This window comes from Sandarakinorhabdus sp. (genome assembly GCF_040398665.1).
Lineage (GTDB): Bacteria > Pseudomonadota > Alphaproteobacteria > Sphingomonadales > Sphingomonadaceae > Sandarakinorhabdus.
In genome coordinates this window covers 17,940-37,982 of the sequence record NZ_JBBATQ010000004.1, presented here as the reverse complement: position 1 = coordinate 37,982, position 20,043 = coordinate 17,940, and the positions used below count along the sequence as shown (strand labels likewise).

The following is a 20,043-nucleotide window of genomic DNA, read 5'->3' as shown; positions in this document are numbered from 1 at the left end:
CAAAGGAAAAAGAACATGGCTGCCAAGGACGTGAAATTTGGCCGTGATGCGCGTGAACGCATCCTGCGCGGCGTTGATATCCTCGCCGATGCGGTGAAGGTGACCCTGGGCCCCAAGGGCCGCAACGTGCTCATCGAAAAGAGCTTCGGCGCACCGCGCATCACCAAGGACGGCGTGACCGTCGCCAAGGAAATCGAACTGAAGGACAAGTTCGAGAACCTCGGCGCCCAGTTGGTGCGTGAAGTCGCCAGCAAGACCAACGACACCGCCGGCGATGGCACCACCACCGCCACCGTGCTGGCCCAGGCCATCGTGCGCGAAGGCCTGAAGTCGGTTGCGGCCGGCATGAACCCGATGGACCTGAAGCGCGGCATCGATCTGGCCGTCGGCAAGGTGGTCGAGGACCTGAAGTCGCGTTCCAAGCCGGTCGCCGGTTCGAGCGAGATTGCCCAGGTCGGCACCATCTCTGCCAATGGCGAAAGCGAAATCGGTGACATGATCGCCAAGGCCATGGAAAAGGTCGGCAAGGAAGGCGTGATCACCGTCGAAGAAGCCAAGGGCATGGACAGCGAGCTGGACGTGGTCGAAGGCATGCAGTTCGACCGTGGCTATCTGAGCCCGTACTTCATCACCAACGCCGAAAAGATGCAGGTGGAACTCGAAAACCCCTACATCCTGATCCACGAAAAGAAGCTTTCCAACCTGCAGGCGCTGCTGCCGGTGCTGGAAGCCGTGGTGCAGTCGGGCCGTCCGCTGCTGATCATTGCTGAAGACGTCGAAGGCGAAGCGCTGGCCACTCTGGTGGTCAACAAGCTGCGTGGCGGCCTGAAGGTCGCTGCCGTCAAGGCGCCGGGCTTCGGTGATCGCCGCAAGGCCATGCTGGAAGACATCGCCACCCTGACCGCCGGTGAGATGATCAGCGAAGACCTGGGCATCAAGCTGGAAAATGTCACGCTGCCGATGCTGGGCAAGGCCAAGCGCGTCACCATCGACAAGGACAACACCACGATCGTCGATGGCGAAGGTTCGGCCGACACCATCAAGGCGCGCGTGGAGCAGATCCGGGCGCAGATCGAAGTCACCACCAGCGATTACGACCGTGAAAAGCTGCAAGAGCGTCTGGCCAAGCTGGCCGGCGGCGTTGCGGTGATCAAGGTCGGTGGCAGCACCGAAGTGGAAGTGAAAGAGCGCAAGGATCGTGTGGACGATGCGCTGCACGCCACCCGCGCGGCCGTCGAAGAAGGCATCGTGCCCGGCGGTGGTACCGCTCTGCTCTATGCCACCAAGGTGCTGGAAGGCCTGAAGGGCGCCAACGACGACCAGACCCGCGGCATCGATATCATCCGCAAGGCGCTCTATGCGCCGGTGCGGCAGATCGCGGCCAACGCTGGCCATGATGGCGCTGTGGTCTCTGGTCGTTTGCTGGATGGCAATGACACCACTATCGGCTTCAACGCCCAGACCGAAGTCTATGAAAACCTGGTTGCGGCCGGCGTGATCGACCCTACCAAGGTCGTGCGCACCGCGCTGCAGGATGCCGCTTCGGTGGCGTCATTGCTGATCACCACGGAAGCGGCGATCAGCGACCTGCCGGCTGACGACAAGCCTTCGCCTGGCGGCGGCGGCATGGGCGGCATGGGCGGCATGGATTTCTGAGATTGAGGCGGCCGTGGATAGTGCGCAGCACTATCCACGGGCTCGCCGAAATCCGGCCAGAACACGAAAAGGGCGGCCCCAACGGGCCGCCCTTTTTGGTTCGTCCTATTGCTGACCCTGTCTAGGCTGGCACTGCGTCGGCGCCGTCCGCTGCCCGCGCCTGCGCAAACCTGCCTTTGTGGACATCGTGAATTTTTGTGAATTATAGGTTAACGAAACGATAAAATTCTTTCGTTACATGTATGGATACGCTAATGCTCTCTTAAGATCAGGAGGGTGATGATGCGCGTGCTGGCTGCTTTGCTGTTGATTGCCGGGGGTTCGGTTCCGGCCGCTGCAATTTCACCGGTGTACAGCCAGTACATGACGGACTGTAACACCGGCAGCAACCAAACCAGCAAGACGGATGGCAAGTTCGGCTGGTCGGTATCCGCCGGTTGCGATTCCTACCAGAATGAAAGCTACGAACGGCCCACCACCCAGTCCTTCGAGGTGATGAACAAGCAGGGCGGCGGCACGTTTTTCGGTGCAAAGGAATATTTCCAGAATCTCGATATCGTCAAAGGCCAGGCCGGCGCAGACAACAATTATCTTTACATCTCCATCAAGCTGAACGGCCTCAACCGTCTTACCGAAAACGGCGTGGCGACCTTCGAATCGCTGGTCTATTGGTATGGCATCATCCTCAGCAAGAATGCCGATGGGGCCAATGGCTGGCTGATGTGGGCCGATCAACCGTCGCTGGCCAATGGCGGCAGCGAAATGTCACCCAATACCAGCTTTACCGCCCTGAAGACCTTTGGCCAGCAGGACACCAATGGCGATGTCGGCGGGTCGGGCATCAACAACGGCCTGTCGATCACCAAGAGCAACAATGCTTCGGCCGCGGTGGGCAATGGCTTTGATCTGGCGCGTATCCAGGATGGCAAGCTGGATGGCGGAACGTCCGTGCTGTTCGCGCGCGTGAACCCGGTTGACCATAGCGAAGTAGAGTTCGCCATCCGATATTCGCTGCTCGGCTTCACGCTGCAGGATGTGCGGGATATCATCAGCGGCGCGTCGGGATATCTCGATATGCGCTCGGCCAAGGGTGGACCGAAAGATCCGCAGAATTTCATGTGGAACGACGAATATACGCTCGCCGAGGCTGGTTCGCCATATCGTTCACAATCGCCCAATGGCACGCAGAACATCTATGAGGTGGACACGCTGCAATTCGCTGACCCGGTGCCGGAGCCGGCGACCTGGCTGAGCATGATCATGGGCTTTGGCGTGGTGGGGGCAGTGGCCCGCCGCCGCCGCGCCATGACGGCCTGACCGATCGGCCTATTTAGCCGCCGCTTCGGCCGCGGCCACATCGGCATTGGCCTTGTCGATCACCGCCTGTTCATTGCCTTGCGGGGTCGCTGCCTCCTTCGAGCAAGCCGCCAGGGTGAGGACGAGGAGAAGCATCAGCGCGCGCATGGGCGCACCCTAACTCAAGCCGGCCGTGCCCGCCACACCGCGGCGGCATTGATCAACCCGAACATCACCATGCCCACCGCCGCCGCCAGATAGACTCGATCGAGCGCCGCGGCCTGGGCGGCAAGCCAGGCCGCGCCGCCGGCGGTGATGCTCAGGCGCACGATGCCGGCCACCAGCGGCCCCTGCATGCGGCCAAAGCCTTGCGCGGCGAAATACAGCATCAGGCCCAGCCCGAAAAAGCCATAGGCGCCGCCGACCATGCGGAACCACAGGCTGCCGGCGGCGTGTACGGCGGGGTCGCTGGTGAACCAGTCCATCCACAGGCCGGGCGCCAGCATCAGGGTGACGCCGATCAGCGCACTGCCGGCAAAGCCGAGGCCGGCCGCCAGCCAGGTTACGCGCCAGGCGCGGCTGTGATGGCCGGCACCCGACGCGGCGCCGACCATGGTGACGACGCCGGTGCCCAGCCCGAACAGCAGCGGCACCAGCAGCGAATCGACGCGCGAAGCCAGGCCATAGCCGGCCAATGGCTGCGCGCCATATTGGCCAACCGATCCGGTGATGGCGACAATGGTCAGGCTGGCCAGCAAGGTGCCGACCGCGGAAACCAGACCAACGCGCAAGATGGCGGCGAACAGGCTGCCATCAATCGGGCGCGGGGCAAGCGCCACCGGGCCGGTGCCGCGCCGCAGCCAGAGCAGCAGCGCGGCCAGTGCGCCGGCATAGAAGATCAGCGTGGCCACCCCGGCACCGGCCACACCCAGTGCCGGCACCGGCCCCCAGCCGAAGATCAGCAGCGGCGACAGCGGCACCAGCACGGCGGCACCCGCGAGATTGATCAGCGCCGGCAATTTGACCTCGCCGGCCCCGCGCAGCGCCGCGCCGATCAGATTGACCAGCCAGACGATGGTGGCACCGCCGAACACCCAGAAGGAAAAATCCAGCGCGTTGGTGAGCGTGGCATCGCGGCCGCCCAGCGCCGCATAGAGCGCCGGCCCGGCCAGTTCAGCGCCGATGGTGAACAGCAGGCCGAAGCCGACCGCGATGAGAATCGCATGCCAGAGCAGCGCATTGGCCTGCGCCTGGTTGCCGGCCCCCTTGGCGCGCGCCACGGCGGCCGCGACGCCGCCGCCGATGCCGCCGTTGCTCATCGTGCCCATCAGCACGAACAGCGGCAGCACCAGCGCAACGCCGGCCACCGCTTCGGTGCCGAGCCGGCTGACCCAATAGGCCTCGAGGATGGACACGAACAGTTGCGCCGCAATCACCAGCAACACCGGCGTGGTGAGCTTGGCCAGCGTCGGCAGGATCGGGCCGTTCAGGATGGCCGCGAACCGCGCATCGGGGCGCGGGGCCGGCGCTGCGGCCGGTTCGGCACTGTCGAGAGATGCGGCATCGGCCATGGCAGGCAACTCCAAGCGTGGGCTTTTGCCAACAGACTATGCCGGCCCCGGTCAACGTAGCGAATGTTGCAACCGGCAAAGCAGCAGCGTGCGTATCGGTCAATGCGGCGCGTTTGGCCGCATGGGTCGTGTCGCCCCCGCTTGGCGCCGCGCGGCTGGCGTGCAACCATTGCGGCATGGGCCTGTATTCCGAAACCATCTTTCCCTGGCTGCTCGATCGCGCGCTGGGCCACCCCAATATCATGGCGCGGCGCCGTGCGCTGGTGGCCGGTGCCAGCGGCGCGGTGCTGGAAATCGGCTTTGGATCGGGCGCGACCCTGGCCTTCTATGATCCAGCGCATGTGGTCAGCCTGACCGTGGTGGAGCCATCGGAGGGCATGAACCGGCGCGCGGCGGCGCATCTCGCCGGCTCGCCGGTGCCGATCACATCGGTGCCGGGTACGGGCGAGCGGTTGCCCTTTGCAGACGCCAGCTTCGACACGGTGGTCTGCTGTCTCACGCTTTGTTCGGTCAGCGATGTCGGCCAGGTGCTGGCCGAGGTGCGGCGTGTGCTGAAACCCGGCGGGCGATTCCTGTTTCTGGAACATGTGCTGTCAGACGATCCGGACCGGCAACGCTGGCAGCATCGGCTGAACCCGATCCAGAAGGTGGTTGGCGTGGGCTGCAACCTCAATCGCCCTTCAGCGCAACTGGTTCGTGATGCGGGCTTCACGCTTGATCCGATGCCGGTGCAGGAAGAGGAACATGGCTTCGGCGCGCTGAAAAAGCTGACCCCGCTGGTGATGGCGGCGGCGATCAGAGCTTAGGCGGCTCGGCAGGCGGCGGGGCGGGCGGTTCGGCCGGCGGTTCAGGCGCCGGCTCGGGTGGCGCGTCGGTATCGGCGAACGGATCTTCATCGGCGGGCAACTGGCCGTCGAACAATTGCAGTCGCCGCCGCTGCAGGAAGGCCGAACGTGCCAGCGCATAATCATCGAGGCTGTCGGCCAACAACTTGTCCACGCCCGTATCGGTCAACGTATTGCGGAAATTGATCACCCGCCCGGCGGCCATGCCGATGCGCACGCTCCATGCCGGGCTCAACGCGGCGTTGCGGGCGAAATCGGCGGGATCGACGAAGAAATCCACCGGCGTGGCGATACCATCGCGCAAGGTGGACGGGCCGAACAGCGGCAGCACCATATACGGCCCGGATTTCACGCCCCAGCGCGCCAGCGTCTGGCCGAAATCCTCGGGCTCGCGCGGGCGACCGAGATCGGTGGCGACATCGGCGATGCCCGCCAGACCCAGCGTGCTGTTGAGGATGAAGCGATCCAGCGTGCGGAACGCCTGCGCCAGCTTGCCTTGCAGCACGGCATTGGCGAAATTGGCGGGCTCGCCATAATTGCCATAGGCATTGGTGACGGCCGTGCGCACCGGCGGTGGCACCATGGCGCGATAGACCTTGGTGGTCGGTCGCAGGACGAAGCGATCGAGGCCCTTGTTGAAATTGTGCACGCGGCGGTTGCTGCGTTCCCAGGGATCGGCTTCGGCGCGCGTCAGATCAGTGCTGCCTGTGCTGGCACAACCGGTCAAAGCCAGGTAAAGCGCAAGAAGGATCGCGCGCGACATCGAAATCGTTTCGCACGAAGCAGCCGCGGCGGCAATCTGCTTGACGGATATAAAGATTGCTTTATGTCCCGTTTTGATGGAACAACTGCTCATCATTCTGCGTGCCATGGGCGACCCCAGCCGGCTGCGCATCCTGCTGCTGGTGCAGGGGATGGAACTGGCCGTCGGCGAAATCGCCCAGGTGTTGCAGCAGAGCCAGCCGCGCGTATCGCGCCATTTGCGCATCCTCGCCGAAGCCGGCTTGATCGATCGGGTGCGCGAGGGCGCGTGGGTGTTCGTGCGGCTGAGCGCGACGGCGACGGCCGCTTCGGTGCTGGCGCTGATCCACACGCTGGCGACGCAAGCCGATGGCAGCGAGGATTTGGGGGCGGCGGATCGCGCCCGATTGGGGCAGGTGCGGGCCGACCGGGCGGCGGCGGTGGATGCATGGTTTGCGGCGCATGCCGGCGAATGGGAACAGGAACGATCGCTGCACACGCGCGAAGCCGGGGTGGAACAGGCGATTCTGGCGGCGCTTGCCGGCGAGCTGGGCGATCTGGTGGATGTCGGCACCGGCACGGGACGCATGATCGAGTTGCTGGGTCGCCAGGCCCGCACGGCGCTGGGACTGGATCGCAATCCCGAAATGCTGCGGCTGGCCCGCAACCGCATCGATGCCAGTGGCCTGGCGTCGGCGCGGGTGCAGGCCGGGGACATGTATGCGCTGCCGCTGCCGGCGGGCGCGTGTGATTCGCTGCTGCTTCACCAGGTGCTGCATTATGCCGACAATCCCGGTGCGGTGATCGCGGAGGCCGCGCGCGTGCTGCGCCCCGGCGGCCGGCTGCTGGTGGTCGATCTGCTGCCGCACGCCCGCGAGGAATTGCGTCAGGAACGCCGGCATGTGCGGCTGGGCTTTGCCGACGATGCGGTCCTGGGCTGGATGCGGGAAGCCGGGTTGACGGGCGAAGTGGCAGCCCGGCTGCCGGGCGAAGACGTCGATCAGCTTGGTGTGGCGTTGTGGTTGGGTGAAAAGGCGAACGCATGAACCTCAGTCGCAATCAGATGGCGGAAGCCTCGCGGGCGCTGAGCGGCCCATTGTTTGCCGGTCTGCCGGGCGATCTGGCGGTCAGCTTTGAATTTTTCCCGCCGAAAACGCCGGCAATGCACGAAGCGCTGTGGCAGGCGGTGGAAACTTTGGTGCCGCTGGGCCCGCGGTTCTTCTCGGTCACCTATGGCGCTGGCGGCACGACGCGGACACGCACCCATGCCACGGTGGCGCGGATTGCCGCCGAGACGCCGGTGCCGGCCGCGGCGCACCTGACCTGCGTGAACGCCACCGCGGCCGAACTCGATGGGATCGCCGACGAATATTGGCATGCCGGTGTGCGCCACATCGTGGCCCTGCGCGGCGATCCGCCCGGCGGCGAAGCCCGCTTCTCGCCTGTGCCCGGCGGTTATGCCAGCGCCGCCGAATTGGTGAAGGCCCTGCGCCGGCGCCACCCGTTTGAAATCTCGGTAAGCTGCTATCCCGAAATGCACCCGGAGGCACCTAGCCCGAGTGCCGATCTGGAGGCGCTGAAGGCCAAGCATGATGCTGGCGCCAGTCGCGCCATCAGCCAGTTCTTCTTTGAACCCGATACCTTCTTCCGGTTCCGCGACCAGGTGGCCGCAGCGGGCCTGGATGTCGAGCTGGTGCCGGGTATCCTGCCGGTGACCAACTTTGCCAATCTGAAGCGCATGGCGGCCAGCTGCAACACCGATGTGCCGGACTGGATGGCGCATCTGTTCGAGGCGTTGGACGACAAGCCGGCGGCGCGGCAGCTGGTGGCGGCGACTGTGGCGGCAGAGCTGGCGCGGCGCCTGTACGCTGGTGGGGTGCGGCATTTCCATTTCTACACGCTCAATCGTGCCGAGCTGAGCTACGCCATCTGTCACATGCTGGGCGTGCGCCCGGCCCGGGAGCTTGTCGCATGAATGCTGCCGAAGCCCTGCGCGCCGCCGCCGCAACCCGCATCCTGATCAAGGATGGCCCCTATGGCACCGCCATCCAAGCGCTTGGCCTCGACGCCGGCGATTATGCCGGCAGCATGGCAAGCAACCATGATCAGAAGGGCAACAACGATCTGCTGAACCTGACCCGGCCCGACGATATCGCCGGCATCTGCAACCAGTATATCGCCGCCGGGGCCGATTTGCTGGCCACCAACAGCTTCAATGCCAACCGCATCAGCCAGGCCGATTATGGGCTGGAGGACCGGGTGCGCGCGCTGAATCTGGCCGCCGCCAAGGTGATCCGCAACTGCGTCGATGCTGCCATCGCCGCCGATGGCAAGCCGCGCTGGGTGGCCGGCAGCCTGGGGCCGACCAACAAGACGCTGTCGCTGTCGCCGCGCGTCTCCGATCCCGGCTATCGAGAGGTGGATTTCGATGGTGTGAAATCCGTGTACCGCGAACAGATTGATGCGTTGATCGAAGGCGGGGTGGATTTCATCCTCATCGAAACCGTGTTCGACACGCTGAATGCCAAGGCCGCCGCCTTTGCCGCTGCGGAGGCCGCCGACGATCTGGGCCGCGACGTGCCGGTGATGCTGTCGATGACGCTGACCGATCTCGCTGGGCGCAACCTGTCCGGGCAGACGGTGGAGGCCTTCTGGCACTCCATCCGCCATGTGAGGCCGGTGGCGGTCGGGCTGAACTGCTCGTTCGGGGCGACCGAATTGCGCGCCCATGTGCAGGCGCTGGCCAAGGTGGCAAACACGCTGATCCTCACCTACCCCAATGCCGGCCTGCCCAACGACATGGGCGCCTATGACGAACAGCCGGAAACGACCGCCGGGCTGATCCGGGGCTGGGCCGACGAGGGTCTGGTGAATATTGTCGGCGGCTGCTGTGGCAACACGCCAGCGCACATCGCCGCCATGGCGCGCGCCGTGGCGGCACTGCCAGCGCGGGTGGTGCCAGTCGAGCGCCCGGCGCTGCGGCTGTCAGGATTGGAGTCGCATGTCTATGCAGCCTGAATCGAACAACGATTCTCCGCCAACAGGAGAGGTCGCGATGTTCATCAACATCGGTGAGCGCACCAATGTCACCGGATCGGCGGCGTTCAAGAAGCTGATCCTGAACGGCGATTACACCGCCGCCGTGGAAGTCGCCCGCCAGCAGGTGGAAAACGGCGCGCAGATCATCGACATCAACATGGACGAAGGCCTGCTCGACAGCCAGGCGGCGATGGTCACCTTCCTCAACCTGATCGCCGCCGAGCCGGACATCGCGCGGGTGCCGGTGATGGTCGACAGCTCGAAATGGAGCGTGATCGAAGCCGGGCTGAAATGCCTCGCCGGCAAGGGCATCGTCAATTCGATCAGCATGAAGGAAGGCGAAGCGCAATTCCTCGAACAGGCGCGGCTGTGCCTGCGCTATGGCGCCGCCGTGGTGGTGATGGCGTTCGATGAACAAGGCCAGGCCGATACGGCTGCGCGCAAGGTGGAAATCTGCGAGCGGGCCTATAAACTGCTGACCGGCATCGGTTTTCCGCCTGAGGACATCATCTTCGATCCCAACATCTTCGCGGTCGCCACCGGCATCGAGGAGCATAATAATTACGGCGTCGATTTCATCGAGGCCTGCACCGCTATCCGCCAGCGCTGCCCGCACGCCCATATTTCCGGCGGCGTGTCCAACCTGTCGTTCAGCTTCCGCGGCAACGAACCGGTGCGCCGGGCCATGCACAGTGTGTTCCTGTATCACGCCATCCAGGCCGGCATGGACATGGGCATCGTCAACGCCGGGCAGCTCGACGTCTATGACGCGATCGATCCGGAATTGCGCGAATTGTGCGAGGATGTGGTGCTCAACCGCCGCGCCGATTCCACCGATCGGCTGCTGGCCGTGGCCGACAAGTTCAAGGGCGGCCCGGCCAGGGCTGCCGATCCGGCCGCGGAATTGTGGCGGCAATGGCCGGTGGAAAAGCGCCTCGAACATGCGCTGGTGAAGGGCATCGATGCCTTTGTGGAGGCCGACACTGAAGAGGCCCGCTTGGTGGCGGCGCGCCCGATCGATGTGATCGAAGGGCCGTTGATGGCCGGCATGAACGTGGTGGGCGATCTGTTCGGCGCCGGCAAGATGTTCCTGCCGCAGGTGGTGAAATCGGCCCGCGTCATGAAGAAGGCGGTTGCCATCCTGCTGCCCTATATCGAGGCGGAAAAGCAGGTCGGCACATCATCGAAGGGCCGCATCATCATGGCCACGGTGAAGGGCGATGTGCACGACATCGGCAAGAATATCGTCGGCGTCGTTCTGCAGTGCAACAATTTCGAGGTGATCGATCTGGGCGTCATGGTGCCCGCGCAGACCATCCTGGCTGCGGCGCGTGAGCATCAGGCCGACATGATCGGGCTTTCGGGGCTGATCACGCCGAGCCTTGACGAGATGGTGCATGTCGCGTCCGAAATGCAGCGTGCCGGCATGACCATGCCGTTGTTGATCGGCGGCGCCACCACCAGCCGCGTGCACACCGCGCTGCGCATCGCGCCGGCGTACACCGGCCCGGTGGTGCATGTGCTCGATGCCAGCCGCGCGGTCGGCGTGGCGGGGACGCTGGTTTCGGATACGCTGAAGGACGGCTTCGTCGACGAGACGGCTGCCGAGTATGAAAGGATCCGCGTCCAGCGCGCTGGCTCCGGCCAATCGGCGCTGGTGCCGCTGGAACAGGCGCGTGCCAATGGTTTTGCCACCGATTTCGACGCGCATCCGCCAGTCAAACCGAACTTCACCGGCGTGACCACCATCGACGATGTCACCGTCGAGATGCTGATCCCCTATATCGACTGGACGCCCTTCTTCCGCGCCTGGGAACTGCACGGCAATTATCCGGCGATCCTCACTGACGCGGTGGTCGGCGAAAGTGCCACCAGCCTGTTCGCCGATGCGCAGGCGATGCTGGCGAAGATCGCTGGCGAGAAATGGCTGCGCCCCAAGGGCGTGGTCGCCATCTGGCCGGCGCGGCGCGACGGCGACGATGTGCTGCTGTTCGGCGATGAGCGCCGCGGCGACGTGCTCGCCCGCCTGCCGTTCCTCCGTCAGCAGATCGCCAAGCGGGATGGCCGCGCCAACATGTGCCTCGCGGATTTCATCCATCCGGAGGCCGACTGGCTCGGCTGTTTCGCGGTGCAAGCCGGCGAAGGCATCGATGTGCAACTGGCCCGCTTCCAGAGCGGCCATGATGATTACAACGATATCCTGCTGAAGGCGTTGGCCGATCGGCTGGCCGAAGCCTTCGCCGAATATCTGCACGAGCGCGTGCGCCGCGAGCTCTGGGGCCATGAACTCGGCAACCGGATGTCGAGCGAGGATCTGATCCGCGAACGCTATGCCGGCATCCGCCCGGCGCCCGGCTATCCGGCCTGCCCGGAACACAGCCTGAAACACCATCTCTTCGATCTGATGGATGTGGAGGCCCGCGCCGGCATCACGCTGACCGACAGTTTCGCCATGCTGCCGACCGCGGCCGTATCCGGCTTCTATTTTGCGCATCCGCAAAGCGCCTATTTCGGCGTGGCGCGGATCGGGCCGGACCAGTTGGCGGATTATGCCCAGCGGCTGGGCGTGAGCCAGGAACGCGCCGAACAGTTGCTGCGGCCAAATCTCGACTAGCCGGCGGGGGTTGGCCCGGCCTATGGGGGCCTTTCCCCGCCCCCATGCTGTTGCCGGATTGATCGCACCCACCGCCTCCTTCCTCGCGCCCGAAACCGGCCTGCTGCCGCAGCGTCGGCGCGTGCCTGTGCTCGCCGTGGTCATCGCGCTGCACGTGCTGCTGATCCTGCTGCTCATGCTGCTCGCGCCGCCGCAGCCCAAGGGCAAGCCCGGCGTGTCGAGCATGGTGGCGGTGAACATCGCCGCGCCCAGCCCGCAGCGCGCAAAGCCGACACCGCGGCAAAGGCAAGTGCGGCCGCCGTCCCCGCGCTCAGCGCCGCAGCCCAAACCGATGGTGACCGCGCCCGATGCCGCGCCGGCGAAATGGAGCTTCGGCGATCCCGAATTGCGCGGCTTTGACATTTCCAAGGTGCCGCAAGCGGAATCCGCGCCGCAGATGGCCGCTGGCGGCCCGCCCGACAGTGCCGTGGTTGGCATCGCGCCGGATGGCAGCAAGCTTTATGCCGCCGAATGGCAACGCGAGCCGACCGATGCCGAACTGGCGTTTTACATCCGCGGCAAAGGCCGCCCCGGCGCCTGGGGCCTGATTGCCTGCCGCACCGCCCCGCGTTTCAAGGTGGAGGATTGCAAGGCCGTCGGCGAGAGTCCCGGTTCCGGCTTGGGCTATGCCATTCAGGAAGCCGCCTGGCAGTTCCGCGTGAAGCCACCGCGCGTTGATGGCGAATATCAGGTGGGGACGTGGGTACAGATCAGGATCGATATCACGCCGGGAAACTGAGGATATTGACCTACGATGACATTCTGGTAACCAAAGTACGGGCCTGCGGTGGTCCTTGCTGGGGAGATGTCATGATACGGAATTTGCTTGTTGCGGCGCTTCTCGCTGGCAGCGCCACGGTTGCGGACGCGGCGCAGTGGAATTTTTCCTATGTGGCTTCGGTCGGCACGATCAGCGGCCAGATCGATGGCACGCTTCAGGGTGATGCAAACACCATCTTCGTGTCCAGCCTGAGCGGACTGCAGTTCAACGGCACGCCGGGCCCTGCCCTGCCTTTTTTGGCCTCAGCGTCGTCAGTTGTTGGCGGCATTCCCGGTCCCCCAGCATTGTCGCTCGATGGGTCAGCCAACAATATCCTCGCTTGCTCGACTGACACGGTAAGCTCTGGTTGCACCAGTGACGGCTTTGCGTTCGTTCCGGCGGGATTTTTTGCTCCGCCCCCTGTTTTTTTTTCAGGGCCTGCTTATGGTGGTGCCTTTTTCGAGTCCTATAACGCTGCCAATTGGTCGATCACCCCGGCCGCCATTCCCGAGCCGTCGAGCTGGACAATGCTGATCGCCGGTTTTGGCCTGGTGGGCGCCGTGGTCCGCCGCCGGCAAGTGGTCACCCGCGCCGCCTGAGTATATTGGCGATTGCAGTTCGGCGGTATCGGCCAGTACCATGGTCGGTGCCGCCGTTTCATTGCCCCCTCACACCATCTTCGCCGCCACCTTCGCCGCATCGATCAGGCTGATCGTGCTTGATGCCTTGGCCAGCACCTTGCCATCGAGCGTGGTCAGCCGGCCTTCGGCAAAGACGGTGCGGCCGCCGGCCTTTTCGATCCAGGCTTCGGCCAGCACGCGGCCGGGATTGGCCGGCGCGAAGTAGCTGACCTTCAATTCCAGGCTGATCGGCACACGTTCAAAGCCATATTTGGCCATCACGGCATGGGCCATGGCGGCATCGATCCAGCCGGCGACAAAGCCGCCCTGGGCGACGCCGCCGGAATGGCAGATCGCCGGCAGCACTTCATATTCGATCACCGCATGGCCGGGATCGAAGCGCACGATGCGGCGTTGGGCCAGGCTGTGGCCCAACGTGCCTTCGGGGTGCGTGTCGGGCGGTTGGCGGAACCCCTCTCCCGGGCCGGCTGCGCCGTCTCTCGACCTCTCCCCTGTGGGGAGAGGTGATGTTTCGCCGCTCATGCGGTCTTGCCGATCTTGTCTTGCGTCTTCGTATCGAAATCGGATGCGTCGTGGCGCTCGAGCAACTGGCTGGATGGTTCGCCATAGGGGCGGTTGACCATGCGGCCGCGCTTCACGGCGGGTCGCTCGCCGATCTGCTTCGTCCAGCGGATGACATTGGTATAGCCGGCCACTTCAAGGAATTCGCCGGCCTCATACAACAGGCCCAGGCTCATCGCGCCATACCAGGGCCAGATCGCCATGTCGGCAATGCTGTAATCGCTGCCGGCCATATATTCATTGGCCGCCAGATGCCGGTCGAGCACGTCCATCTGCCGCTTCACCTCCATGGCAAAGCGGTTGATCGGATATTCCTGCTTGGTGGGGGCATAGGCATAGAAATGTCCGAAGCCGCCGCCCAACATCGGTGCGGACCCCATCTGCCAGAACAGCCAGCACAGTGCCTCGGTACGGGCGTGATGCTCGGTGGGCAGGAACGCCCCGAATTTTTCCGCCAGATACAGCAGCATGGCGCCGCTTTCGAACAATCGTGTGGGCGTTTCGGTCGAATGATCGACCAGCGCCGGTATCTTGCTATTGGGGTTCACCTCGACAAAGCCGCTGCCGAACTGATCGCCCGTGCCGATGTTGATCAGCCAGGCATCATATTCCGCGCCGCTGTGGCCGGCGGCGAGCAGCTCCTCCAGCATCACCGTCACCTTCACCCCGTTCGGCGTGCCGAGCGAATAAAGCTGGAACGGGTGTTTGCCGACCGGCAGCACCTTGTCTTGCGTCGGACCGGCGATCGGCCGGTTGATATTGGCGAAACGCCCGCCAAAGCCCTTGTCCCAGGTCCAGACCTTGGGTGGCACATAGTCGGTCATGGTCGTGTCTCCTGATCGTCCCGCCCTGATGTGGCGCATCGGGAGGTGGTTTGCCAAGCTGTCAGACCGGCGAGAAATTGTTGGCCACCGGCAAGGCGGGCAGTGTCACCAGTTTTGCCAGTTTTGACCAATGCGGCGGGATTCAGCATTGTTTTTGTGAGGATATTCCATTTTTTGTGATTCATTTCCGCTGTGGTGCCGCTACGCCCCAGCTATCGCCAGCCACAATGACAGGCTTTGGCCGTGTAGGACAGGGAAGGGCCTCCGGCGGCAAGGGTCGCAGACCCTTGACCCGTCAGTTTTCAGGCGGCCCCATCGGCAGATCGATCAGCTGCATGATGCGGTGGGTTTCATCCAATATCTTGATGATGCGCTGGTAATGGCGCACGTCATCCCAACTCAGCGCGCGGCCCTTGCGGTCTTTCAGCCATTTCTGCGCCGGCTGGTATCCGCCGATATGGAAATTCCAGGCGGTGGCGGAAACGCCGGCAAAGCCCTGTTGCTGGTTGATCCACACCTTGCCCTGTTCATGGCGCGGCCCCACCACCACGCTGTTGCCATCGCCTTCAAACGGGAATGGCGTGTCGCCGATCGCCCCGGGCTCCATCAGGTGCAGGCGGCGCAAAGCCTCCCCCTGTTCGCTGATGGCGCGGAACACTTCGGGCGACGGCGGGAACGGCACGCGCGGGAAATCGATTTTCAGGAATTCGGCATAGGTTTCGCGATAGGCCGGGCTGTGCAGCACGCCATAGATATAATCGAAAACCTGCACTTCATCGGGGCGGGCATCACCTGTCGCGCGGCGGAAGGCGTCGGTGCCGTCGGGTGGTAGAGTTGGCCCAGACAACCCAGCCGCGTCGCGGATGCGGGCAAAAAGCTTGGGCTCAAAATTCGCGCGGATGGATTGGTCTAGATCCCTTTCGTTGGGATAGAAATAGATGGGCAAACAGTAGCCTCGCTCTCGCGAAAGGTTCGATACGCAACTGTCATCAATCACGTGATTGAACGCCATTACGTGATGCCAGTGCGGCTGAATGGTCTGCCTGCAAACCATGATGGCCAGGTTTTCCCGGTCGGCAAGATTTTGCATCACCTCGCGGCGCGGAAAGCAGAGAAACCCGCGTGAGTTCCCAGTGTAGTAGGTCAAACGTGTGTCAAAGGGCCGATAAGCAATCGGCACGATGTGCTTCTGGCCAAAATTGGCGGTTACATCGGCCTTGGCAAAAGCTACCGTCCAATCTCGAACATCCTTGCCCAGTGCATATTTGGCACGCAGCGTTTCAGCATCCAGCTTTGGGAAATCCTGAACCCGGTTCCAAAGTGCCTCCCGGTCCATATCGATTGTAAGTTCGTCGCGCGCCGTGACGATGCCCACCGAATTGACCGGCATCAGTTCGGCAATCGAAAAGCCTTGCGAATAAACAGCCTCCACCGCGTAATCGCGCGGCACGAACGGATAGGCGGGCGGCTTGTGCCGCAAGGAGGCTGGAGCAAGGCCGGTGGGGCTGCCTGCCCAAAGCGCCCCATATTTGCCGCCCCGATTGCCCCACAGATCGCCGTGGAACACCTCGGCCAGAGGCTTGACCGTGTGGCTGTCAGCCTTGCGCTTCACGGCGATGATGATCGCCACGCCCTGCATGATATCGAACACGTTGGTATCTGCGCTGCCGTCTGGCGACACTTCCTTTTTCTTGGCGTTGCCGTGCAGATCGATGACGTGGATGCGGTCAAAGCTGTTCATCAGGTGCCAGCGCATCCCGCGAAAGGTGGGATTATCCAGATATCCATGGTTGGTGATGAAGCCCAGCACGCCCTCGCCATTCTTAGTAATCATGTGTTCGGCAAAGCGGATGAACTTCACATAGTCATCGTTGATCCACTTGGGGTTGCGTTCCTGAAGTTTCTGCTTGCCGCCCGGCTCCTGCTTGTAGGCTTCCATCAAGCCCATGATCCAATCGCCCTTGTTGGCGCTCTCGCCGGAATACGGCGGGTTGCCGATCACGCACATGATCGGGTGTTGCCGCTTGATATCGCTGGCCGCCTTTGCCTCATTGGCCATGGCCAATGAGAGCCCGAACAGATTTTGTTCCACCCGTTCGCCTTCCTCCAGGCTATTGGTGAGATAGACGCCCAGCCGGGGCGGGTTGCCGGATGGGCGATAGCCCAGTTCGGTCAGGATCATGTCCAGCTTCATGTGGCACATGGCATAGCTGGCCATCAGCAATTCAAAGCCGTGCAGGCGCGGGATCAGATCATTTTCGACATAGTTCGACCATTGCCCCGGCGCGATGCCCTGTACCCGGCCTGCCACCAGCTTGATGACTTCGGCCAGAAACGTGCCGGTGCCGGTGGCCGGATCGAGAATCTGCACCCGGTGCACATCCTTGCGGATGGTGACCGGCTGGCCGTTCTTGGGGTTGGTTTGCCCGGTATCCCAATCGATGGTGACGCGGCTGGTATCGGCCAGGCCATCGGCCAGGCCGAATTCGGTTTTCAGCACATCATCCACCGCCCGCACGATGAAGTTCACCACCGGCTCCGGCGTGTACCAGACGCCGCGCGCCTTGCGCTTGGCCGGGTTATATTCGGCCAGGAAGGTTTCGTAGAAATGCAGGAACGGATCGTTGCGGGCGGTGAATTTGCCGAAATCCTTCAGGATGCTGTGCAGATCGGCGGCGCGGAACACCTCGCACAAATCATCGATCACCCAGCGGATACGGTCATCCAGATCATATCCGGCGATATAGCCAAACAGCGACCGCAGGAACGGGTTCGATTTGGGCAGCAGTTCCAGCGCCTCCATGCGGCTGAACGTATCCAGTGAGGTATCATGCAGGCGTGCCGCAAACAGGCCATAGGCAATGGTTTCCGCATAGATATCAGCAAAATCCGCCACCGAAATATCGTGGATCAGATTGGCCTTGAACGCCTGATATTGCCCGGTCAGTTCGGTCAGTCGTCCAGCCGCCATATCCGCTGCCAACGCCCGACCCATGATATCCTTGATGATGACCGCCTTGCCGGCCATCATTTCGGCAAGCTGTTTGGCGGTGCCGATGCTGATCGGCGTGGCGGCCACGAAATCCCTGAGCAGGCTTTCCAGCAAGGGAAAGCTTTCCGGGCGCGCCGGCATCGTGGGGATCAGATCGGCGATGGTGACAAAGGCGCGGCTCTCGCCCTTGTGGATGAATTCAAAATCCAGCCCGTTGGTGTAGATCAGGTTGGGCAGGCCCTTGGCGTAACGGGCCTTTTGTTCCTTGCTGTAATCATTGGCGGCGAACTTGCGGACGTCCTTGCCGATATCCTTGGCTTCAACCCAGCCGATGGAAATGCCGTTCCGGTTGAACACGAAATCCGGCGCGCCAACATCTGTCAGCCGCTTGGGTTCGTTGATGACAGCAATATCTTTGTCGATGCCGGCAAACAGGCGCGACAATGCTGGGCGGAAGCTGTGTTCGGTGCTCTGCCCGCTGGCGTGAAGCCTGCGGATTTCGGACAGATAGGCTTGGATTTCCATTGCTGTGCTGCCCCGCGCGTTCACGTTCATGCATAGTGGCTTGCAGGGGCTGCCGACAAGTCCGGGGTGACGGGTGAGCCTGGGCGGCAGGCGCGCCTAAAAACGAAAGTGGGTGCAGGGCCTCAGGCCCTGCCCGCCGGAGGCAATTTTCTCTCTGTCGAGACGAGCGCCCTACAGGCTCCGAGGTCAGCAGCGATCCGCTACGCGATGGGCGGTCAGCATGTGCTCCCGGTTCCCGCGTGTCGCCCCCTCAATCGTCCAGCGCGGCATAGACCATGGTGCGCATCTGTTTGCGCACCGGCCAGGTCGACGACGGGATCAATTGCGTCATGAAGATGCCGATCAGATCTTCCTCCGGGTCCACCCAGAAGAAGGTGCTGGCGGCGCCGCCCCAGAAATAATCGCGGTTGCTGCCGGGCATCAGTGTCTTGTGGGCCGACAATGTGGTGGCAAAACCGAGGCCGAAACCGACGCCATCATAGGCGGCTTCGGAAAACAGGCTGCGGCTCATGGCGGAAATGGCGGCATCGCCGGGCAGGTGGTTGGCGGTCATCAGATCGAGCGTCTTGCGGCTGATCAGGCGATGGCCGTTCAGCGTGCCGCCGTTCAGCAGCATCCGGCAGAATTGCAGATAATCCTGCGCCGTCGAGACCAGCCCGCCGCCGCCGGAAACAAACGAGGGCGGCTTGAGAAAGGCGGAGGTGGTCGGATCATCCTGCAGCTCGATGGTGCCGTCACGCTTGGGCTGATAGCAGGCGGCGAAGCGGTGCTGCTGCCCGTCGCGGACATGGAAACCGGTATCGACCATGCCCAGCGGTGCAAAAATCTCCTCGTCCAGAAATTGCTCGAACGGGCGGCCGGACACCACCTGCACCAGCCAGCCCAGCACATCGGTGGCCACCGAATAATTCCAGGCCTCACCGGGCGAGAATTCCAGCGGCAATTTCGCCAGCGCCTGGATCATGCCTTCCAGTGTGCCGGCCTTTTCGATCTCGCCGATCTTTTCGGCGCGGTAGGCGGCATCGACATTGGTGCGCAACTGAAAGCCATAGGTGAGGCCGGCGGTGTGGCGGAACAGATCGACCACCTGCATCGGCCGCGCCGGGCTGCGCGTCTGGAAGCCGGTGCGGTGCGTGCCGGCGACATACACGCCGAGGTTTTTCCAATCCGGGATATATTTGTGCACCGGATCATCCAGCGCGATGAGGCCACGTTCGACCAGCATCATCAGCGCGACCGAGGTGATCGGCTTGGTCATCGAATAGATGCGGAAGATCGTGTCTTCACGCGCCGGAATCCCGCGCTCCACATCGGCCAGGCCCTGCACGCCGATATGGGCAATCTCGCCATGGCGGGCAACCATCGTGAGCGTGCACGGCAGCCGGCGGGTTTCGAGATATTGCGCGGCGAGCAAGGCATCAAGCCGCGCCAGGCGTTCGGGGGACAGGCCCAATTCTGCGGCATTATCGGTCATGGCATGGTCCCCGGTTGCCGCAATCAGAAGGTCGGTTGATCGAATTTGCGCGGCGCGATTTCGGTGTACAGCGCGACGATCGCATCCGAACCAGCGGTTTTGTAGAGCCCGGGCACCAGCCCGTGCACGAAGCATTTGAAGCTGGCGACCAGCAGGCGCCCGCCAACACCGCAGGCAGCACCCATATGTTCGGTGTAGGTCTCGTTCACGCAGCGCGGGTGTTCGAGGAAAAGCCGGGAAAACATGCGGCACACCTTCCTTGATGTTGATGGCGCGACTTTGGCAGCGGCGGCGCGGGCGTGCAACCTTGCATCGCTTCTGGCGCGGCGCTAGGCGAAGGCGCGGCGGGCGGTTAGCTCAGCGGTAGAGCGTCTCCTTTACACGGAGAGGGTCGGGGGTTCGAAACCCTCACCGCCCACCATGCAGCCGGGGGCATAAACAGCGCAGCGCTTTGCCGGCTCCGGC

Annotated in this window: 17 protein-coding genes and 1 tRNA gene; 10 read left to right on the top strand and 8 right to left on the bottom strand. The window is 63.4% G+C overall.

Annotated elements, in window-relative coordinates:
* Window positions 1-15: 15 nt before the first annotated feature.
* Window positions 16-1,656, top strand: a complete 1,641-nt coding sequence (gene groL / locus ABWP22_RS06685; protein ID WP_353199184.1) for a chaperonin GroEL — start codon at window positions 16-18, stop codon at window positions 1,654-1,656.
* Window positions 1,657-1,935: 279 nt separating this feature from the next.
* Window positions 1,936-2,973 (top strand): PEPxxWA-CTERM sorting domain-containing protein, encoded by a 1,038-nt coding sequence (locus ABWP22_RS06680; protein WP_353199183.1) that lies wholly within the window; start codon window positions 1,936-1,938, stop codon window positions 2,971-2,973.
* A 9-nt stretch (window positions 2,974-2,982) separates the two neighbouring features.
* Here the strand turns inward: ABWP22_RS06680 and ABWP22_RS06675 are convergent, their stop codons facing one another.
* Window positions 2,983-3,120 (bottom strand): hypothetical protein, encoded by a 138-nt coding sequence (locus ABWP22_RS06675; protein ID WP_353199182.1) that lies wholly within the window; start codon window positions 3,118-3,120, stop codon window positions 2,983-2,985.
* 14 nt (window positions 3,121-3,134) lie between these two features.
* Window positions 3,135-4,523 (bottom strand): MATE family efflux transporter, encoded by a 1,389-nt coding sequence (locus tag ABWP22_RS06670; RefSeq protein ID WP_353199181.1) that lies wholly within the window; start codon window positions 4,521-4,523, stop codon window positions 3,135-3,137.
* A gap of 176 nt (window positions 4,524-4,699) precedes the next feature.
* Here ABWP22_RS06670 and ABWP22_RS06665 point away from each other — a divergent pair, with 176 nt between their 5' ends.
* The gene (locus ABWP22_RS06665) at window positions 4,700-5,329 is read left to right on the top strand and encodes a class I SAM-dependent methyltransferase (RefSeq protein ID WP_353199180.1); all 630 of its coding nucleotides are present in this window, start codon (window positions 4,700-4,702) and stop codon (window positions 5,327-5,329) included.
* Here the strand turns inward: ABWP22_RS06665 and ABWP22_RS06660 are convergent.
* Window positions 5,319-6,131, bottom strand: coding sequence for an MlaA family lipoprotein (locus ABWP22_RS06660; RefSeq protein WP_353199179.1), 813 nt, complete (start codon window positions 6,129-6,131; stop codon window positions 5,319-5,321). The genes ABWP22_RS06665 and ABWP22_RS06660 overlap by 11 nt on opposite strands.
* A gap of 76 nt (window positions 6,132-6,207) precedes the next feature.
* On the opposite strand from ABWP22_RS06660, the gene ABWP22_RS06655 reads away from it, so the two are divergent.
* The 6 genes from ABWP22_RS06655 to ABWP22_RS06630 all read left to right on the top strand — a co-directional run bounded on the left by ABWP22_RS06655 (window position 6,208) and on the right by ABWP22_RS06630 (window position 13,160).
* The gene (locus tag ABWP22_RS06655; protein WP_353199178.1) at window positions 6,208-7,155 is read left to right on the top strand and encodes an ArsR/SmtB family transcription factor; all 948 of its coding nucleotides are present in this window, start codon (window positions 6,208-6,210) and stop codon (window positions 7,153-7,155) included.
* Window positions 7,152-8,084, top strand: coding sequence for a methylenetetrahydrofolate reductase [NAD(P)H] (metF, locus tag ABWP22_RS06650; protein WP_353199177.1), 933 nt, complete (start codon window positions 7,152-7,154; stop codon window positions 8,082-8,084). Before ABWP22_RS06655 ends, metF begins: the two co-directional genes overlap by 4 nt.
* Window positions 8,081-9,127, top strand: a complete 1,047-nt coding sequence (locus ABWP22_RS06645) for a homocysteine S-methyltransferase family protein (RefSeq protein WP_353199176.1) — start codon at window positions 8,081-8,083, stop codon at window positions 9,125-9,127. Before metF ends, ABWP22_RS06645 begins: the two co-directional genes overlap by 4 nt.
* Before the next feature lie 37 nt (window positions 9,128-9,164).
* The gene (metH, locus tag ABWP22_RS06640) at window positions 9,165-11,762 is read left to right on the top strand and encodes a methionine synthase (RefSeq protein ID WP_502951095.1); all 2,598 of its coding nucleotides are present in this window, start codon (window positions 9,165-9,167) and stop codon (window positions 11,760-11,762) included.
* A 58-nt stretch (window positions 11,763-11,820) separates the two neighbouring features.
* Window positions 11,821-12,540 carry a hypothetical protein gene (locus tag ABWP22_RS06635; RefSeq protein WP_353199175.1) on the top strand — a complete coding sequence of 240 codons (720 nt, stop codon included), beginning with the start codon at window positions 11,821-11,823 and terminating at the stop codon, window positions 12,538-12,540.
* 71 nt (window positions 12,541-12,611) lie between these two features.
* On the top strand, window positions 12,612-13,160 hold the full coding sequence (locus ABWP22_RS06630) for a PEPxxWA-CTERM sorting domain-containing protein (protein WP_353199174.1): 549 nt from the start codon (window positions 12,612-12,614) through the stop codon (window positions 13,158-13,160).
* Window positions 13,161-13,229: 69 nt separating this feature from the next.
* On the opposite strand, the gene ABWP22_RS06625 is transcribed toward ABWP22_RS06630, so the two are convergent.
* The 5 genes from ABWP22_RS06625 to ABWP22_RS06605 form a co-directional block, all read right to left on the bottom strand.
* Window positions 13,230-13,616: a PaaI family thioesterase gene (locus ABWP22_RS06625; protein ID WP_353199173.1), complete on the bottom strand. Its 387-nt coding sequence runs from the start codon at window positions 13,614-13,616 to the stop codon at window positions 13,230-13,232.
* 104 nt (window positions 13,617-13,720) lie between these two features.
* On the bottom strand, window positions 13,721-14,587 hold the full coding sequence (gene yghU / locus ABWP22_RS06620) for a glutathione-dependent disulfide-bond oxidoreductase (protein WP_353199172.1): 867 nt from the start codon (window positions 14,585-14,587) through the stop codon (window positions 13,721-13,723).
* Window positions 14,588-14,882: 295 nt separating this feature from the next.
* Entirely contained in the window at window positions 14,883-18,104 is a 3,222-nt protein-coding gene (locus ABWP22_RS06615; RefSeq protein ID WP_353199171.1) for a type ISP restriction/modification enzyme, read from the bottom strand.
* Window positions 18,105-18,354: 250 nt separating this feature from the next.
* A complete protein-coding gene (locus ABWP22_RS06610) occupies window positions 18,355-19,578 on the bottom strand; it encodes a serine hydrolase domain-containing protein (protein ID WP_353199170.1) in 1,224 nt (407 codons plus the stop codon).
* Between the two features lie 23 nt (window positions 19,579-19,601).
* Window positions 19,602-19,823, bottom strand: a complete 222-nt coding sequence (locus ABWP22_RS06605; protein WP_353199169.1) for a DUF6356 family protein — start codon at window positions 19,821-19,823, stop codon at window positions 19,602-19,604.
* 101 nt (window positions 19,824-19,924) lie between these two features.
* On the opposite strand from ABWP22_RS06605, the gene ABWP22_RS06600 reads away from it, so the two are divergent.
* Window positions 19,925-19,999, top strand: a tRNA-Val gene (locus ABWP22_RS06600).
* The last annotated feature ends 44 nt before the right edge of the window (window positions 20,000-20,043 follow it).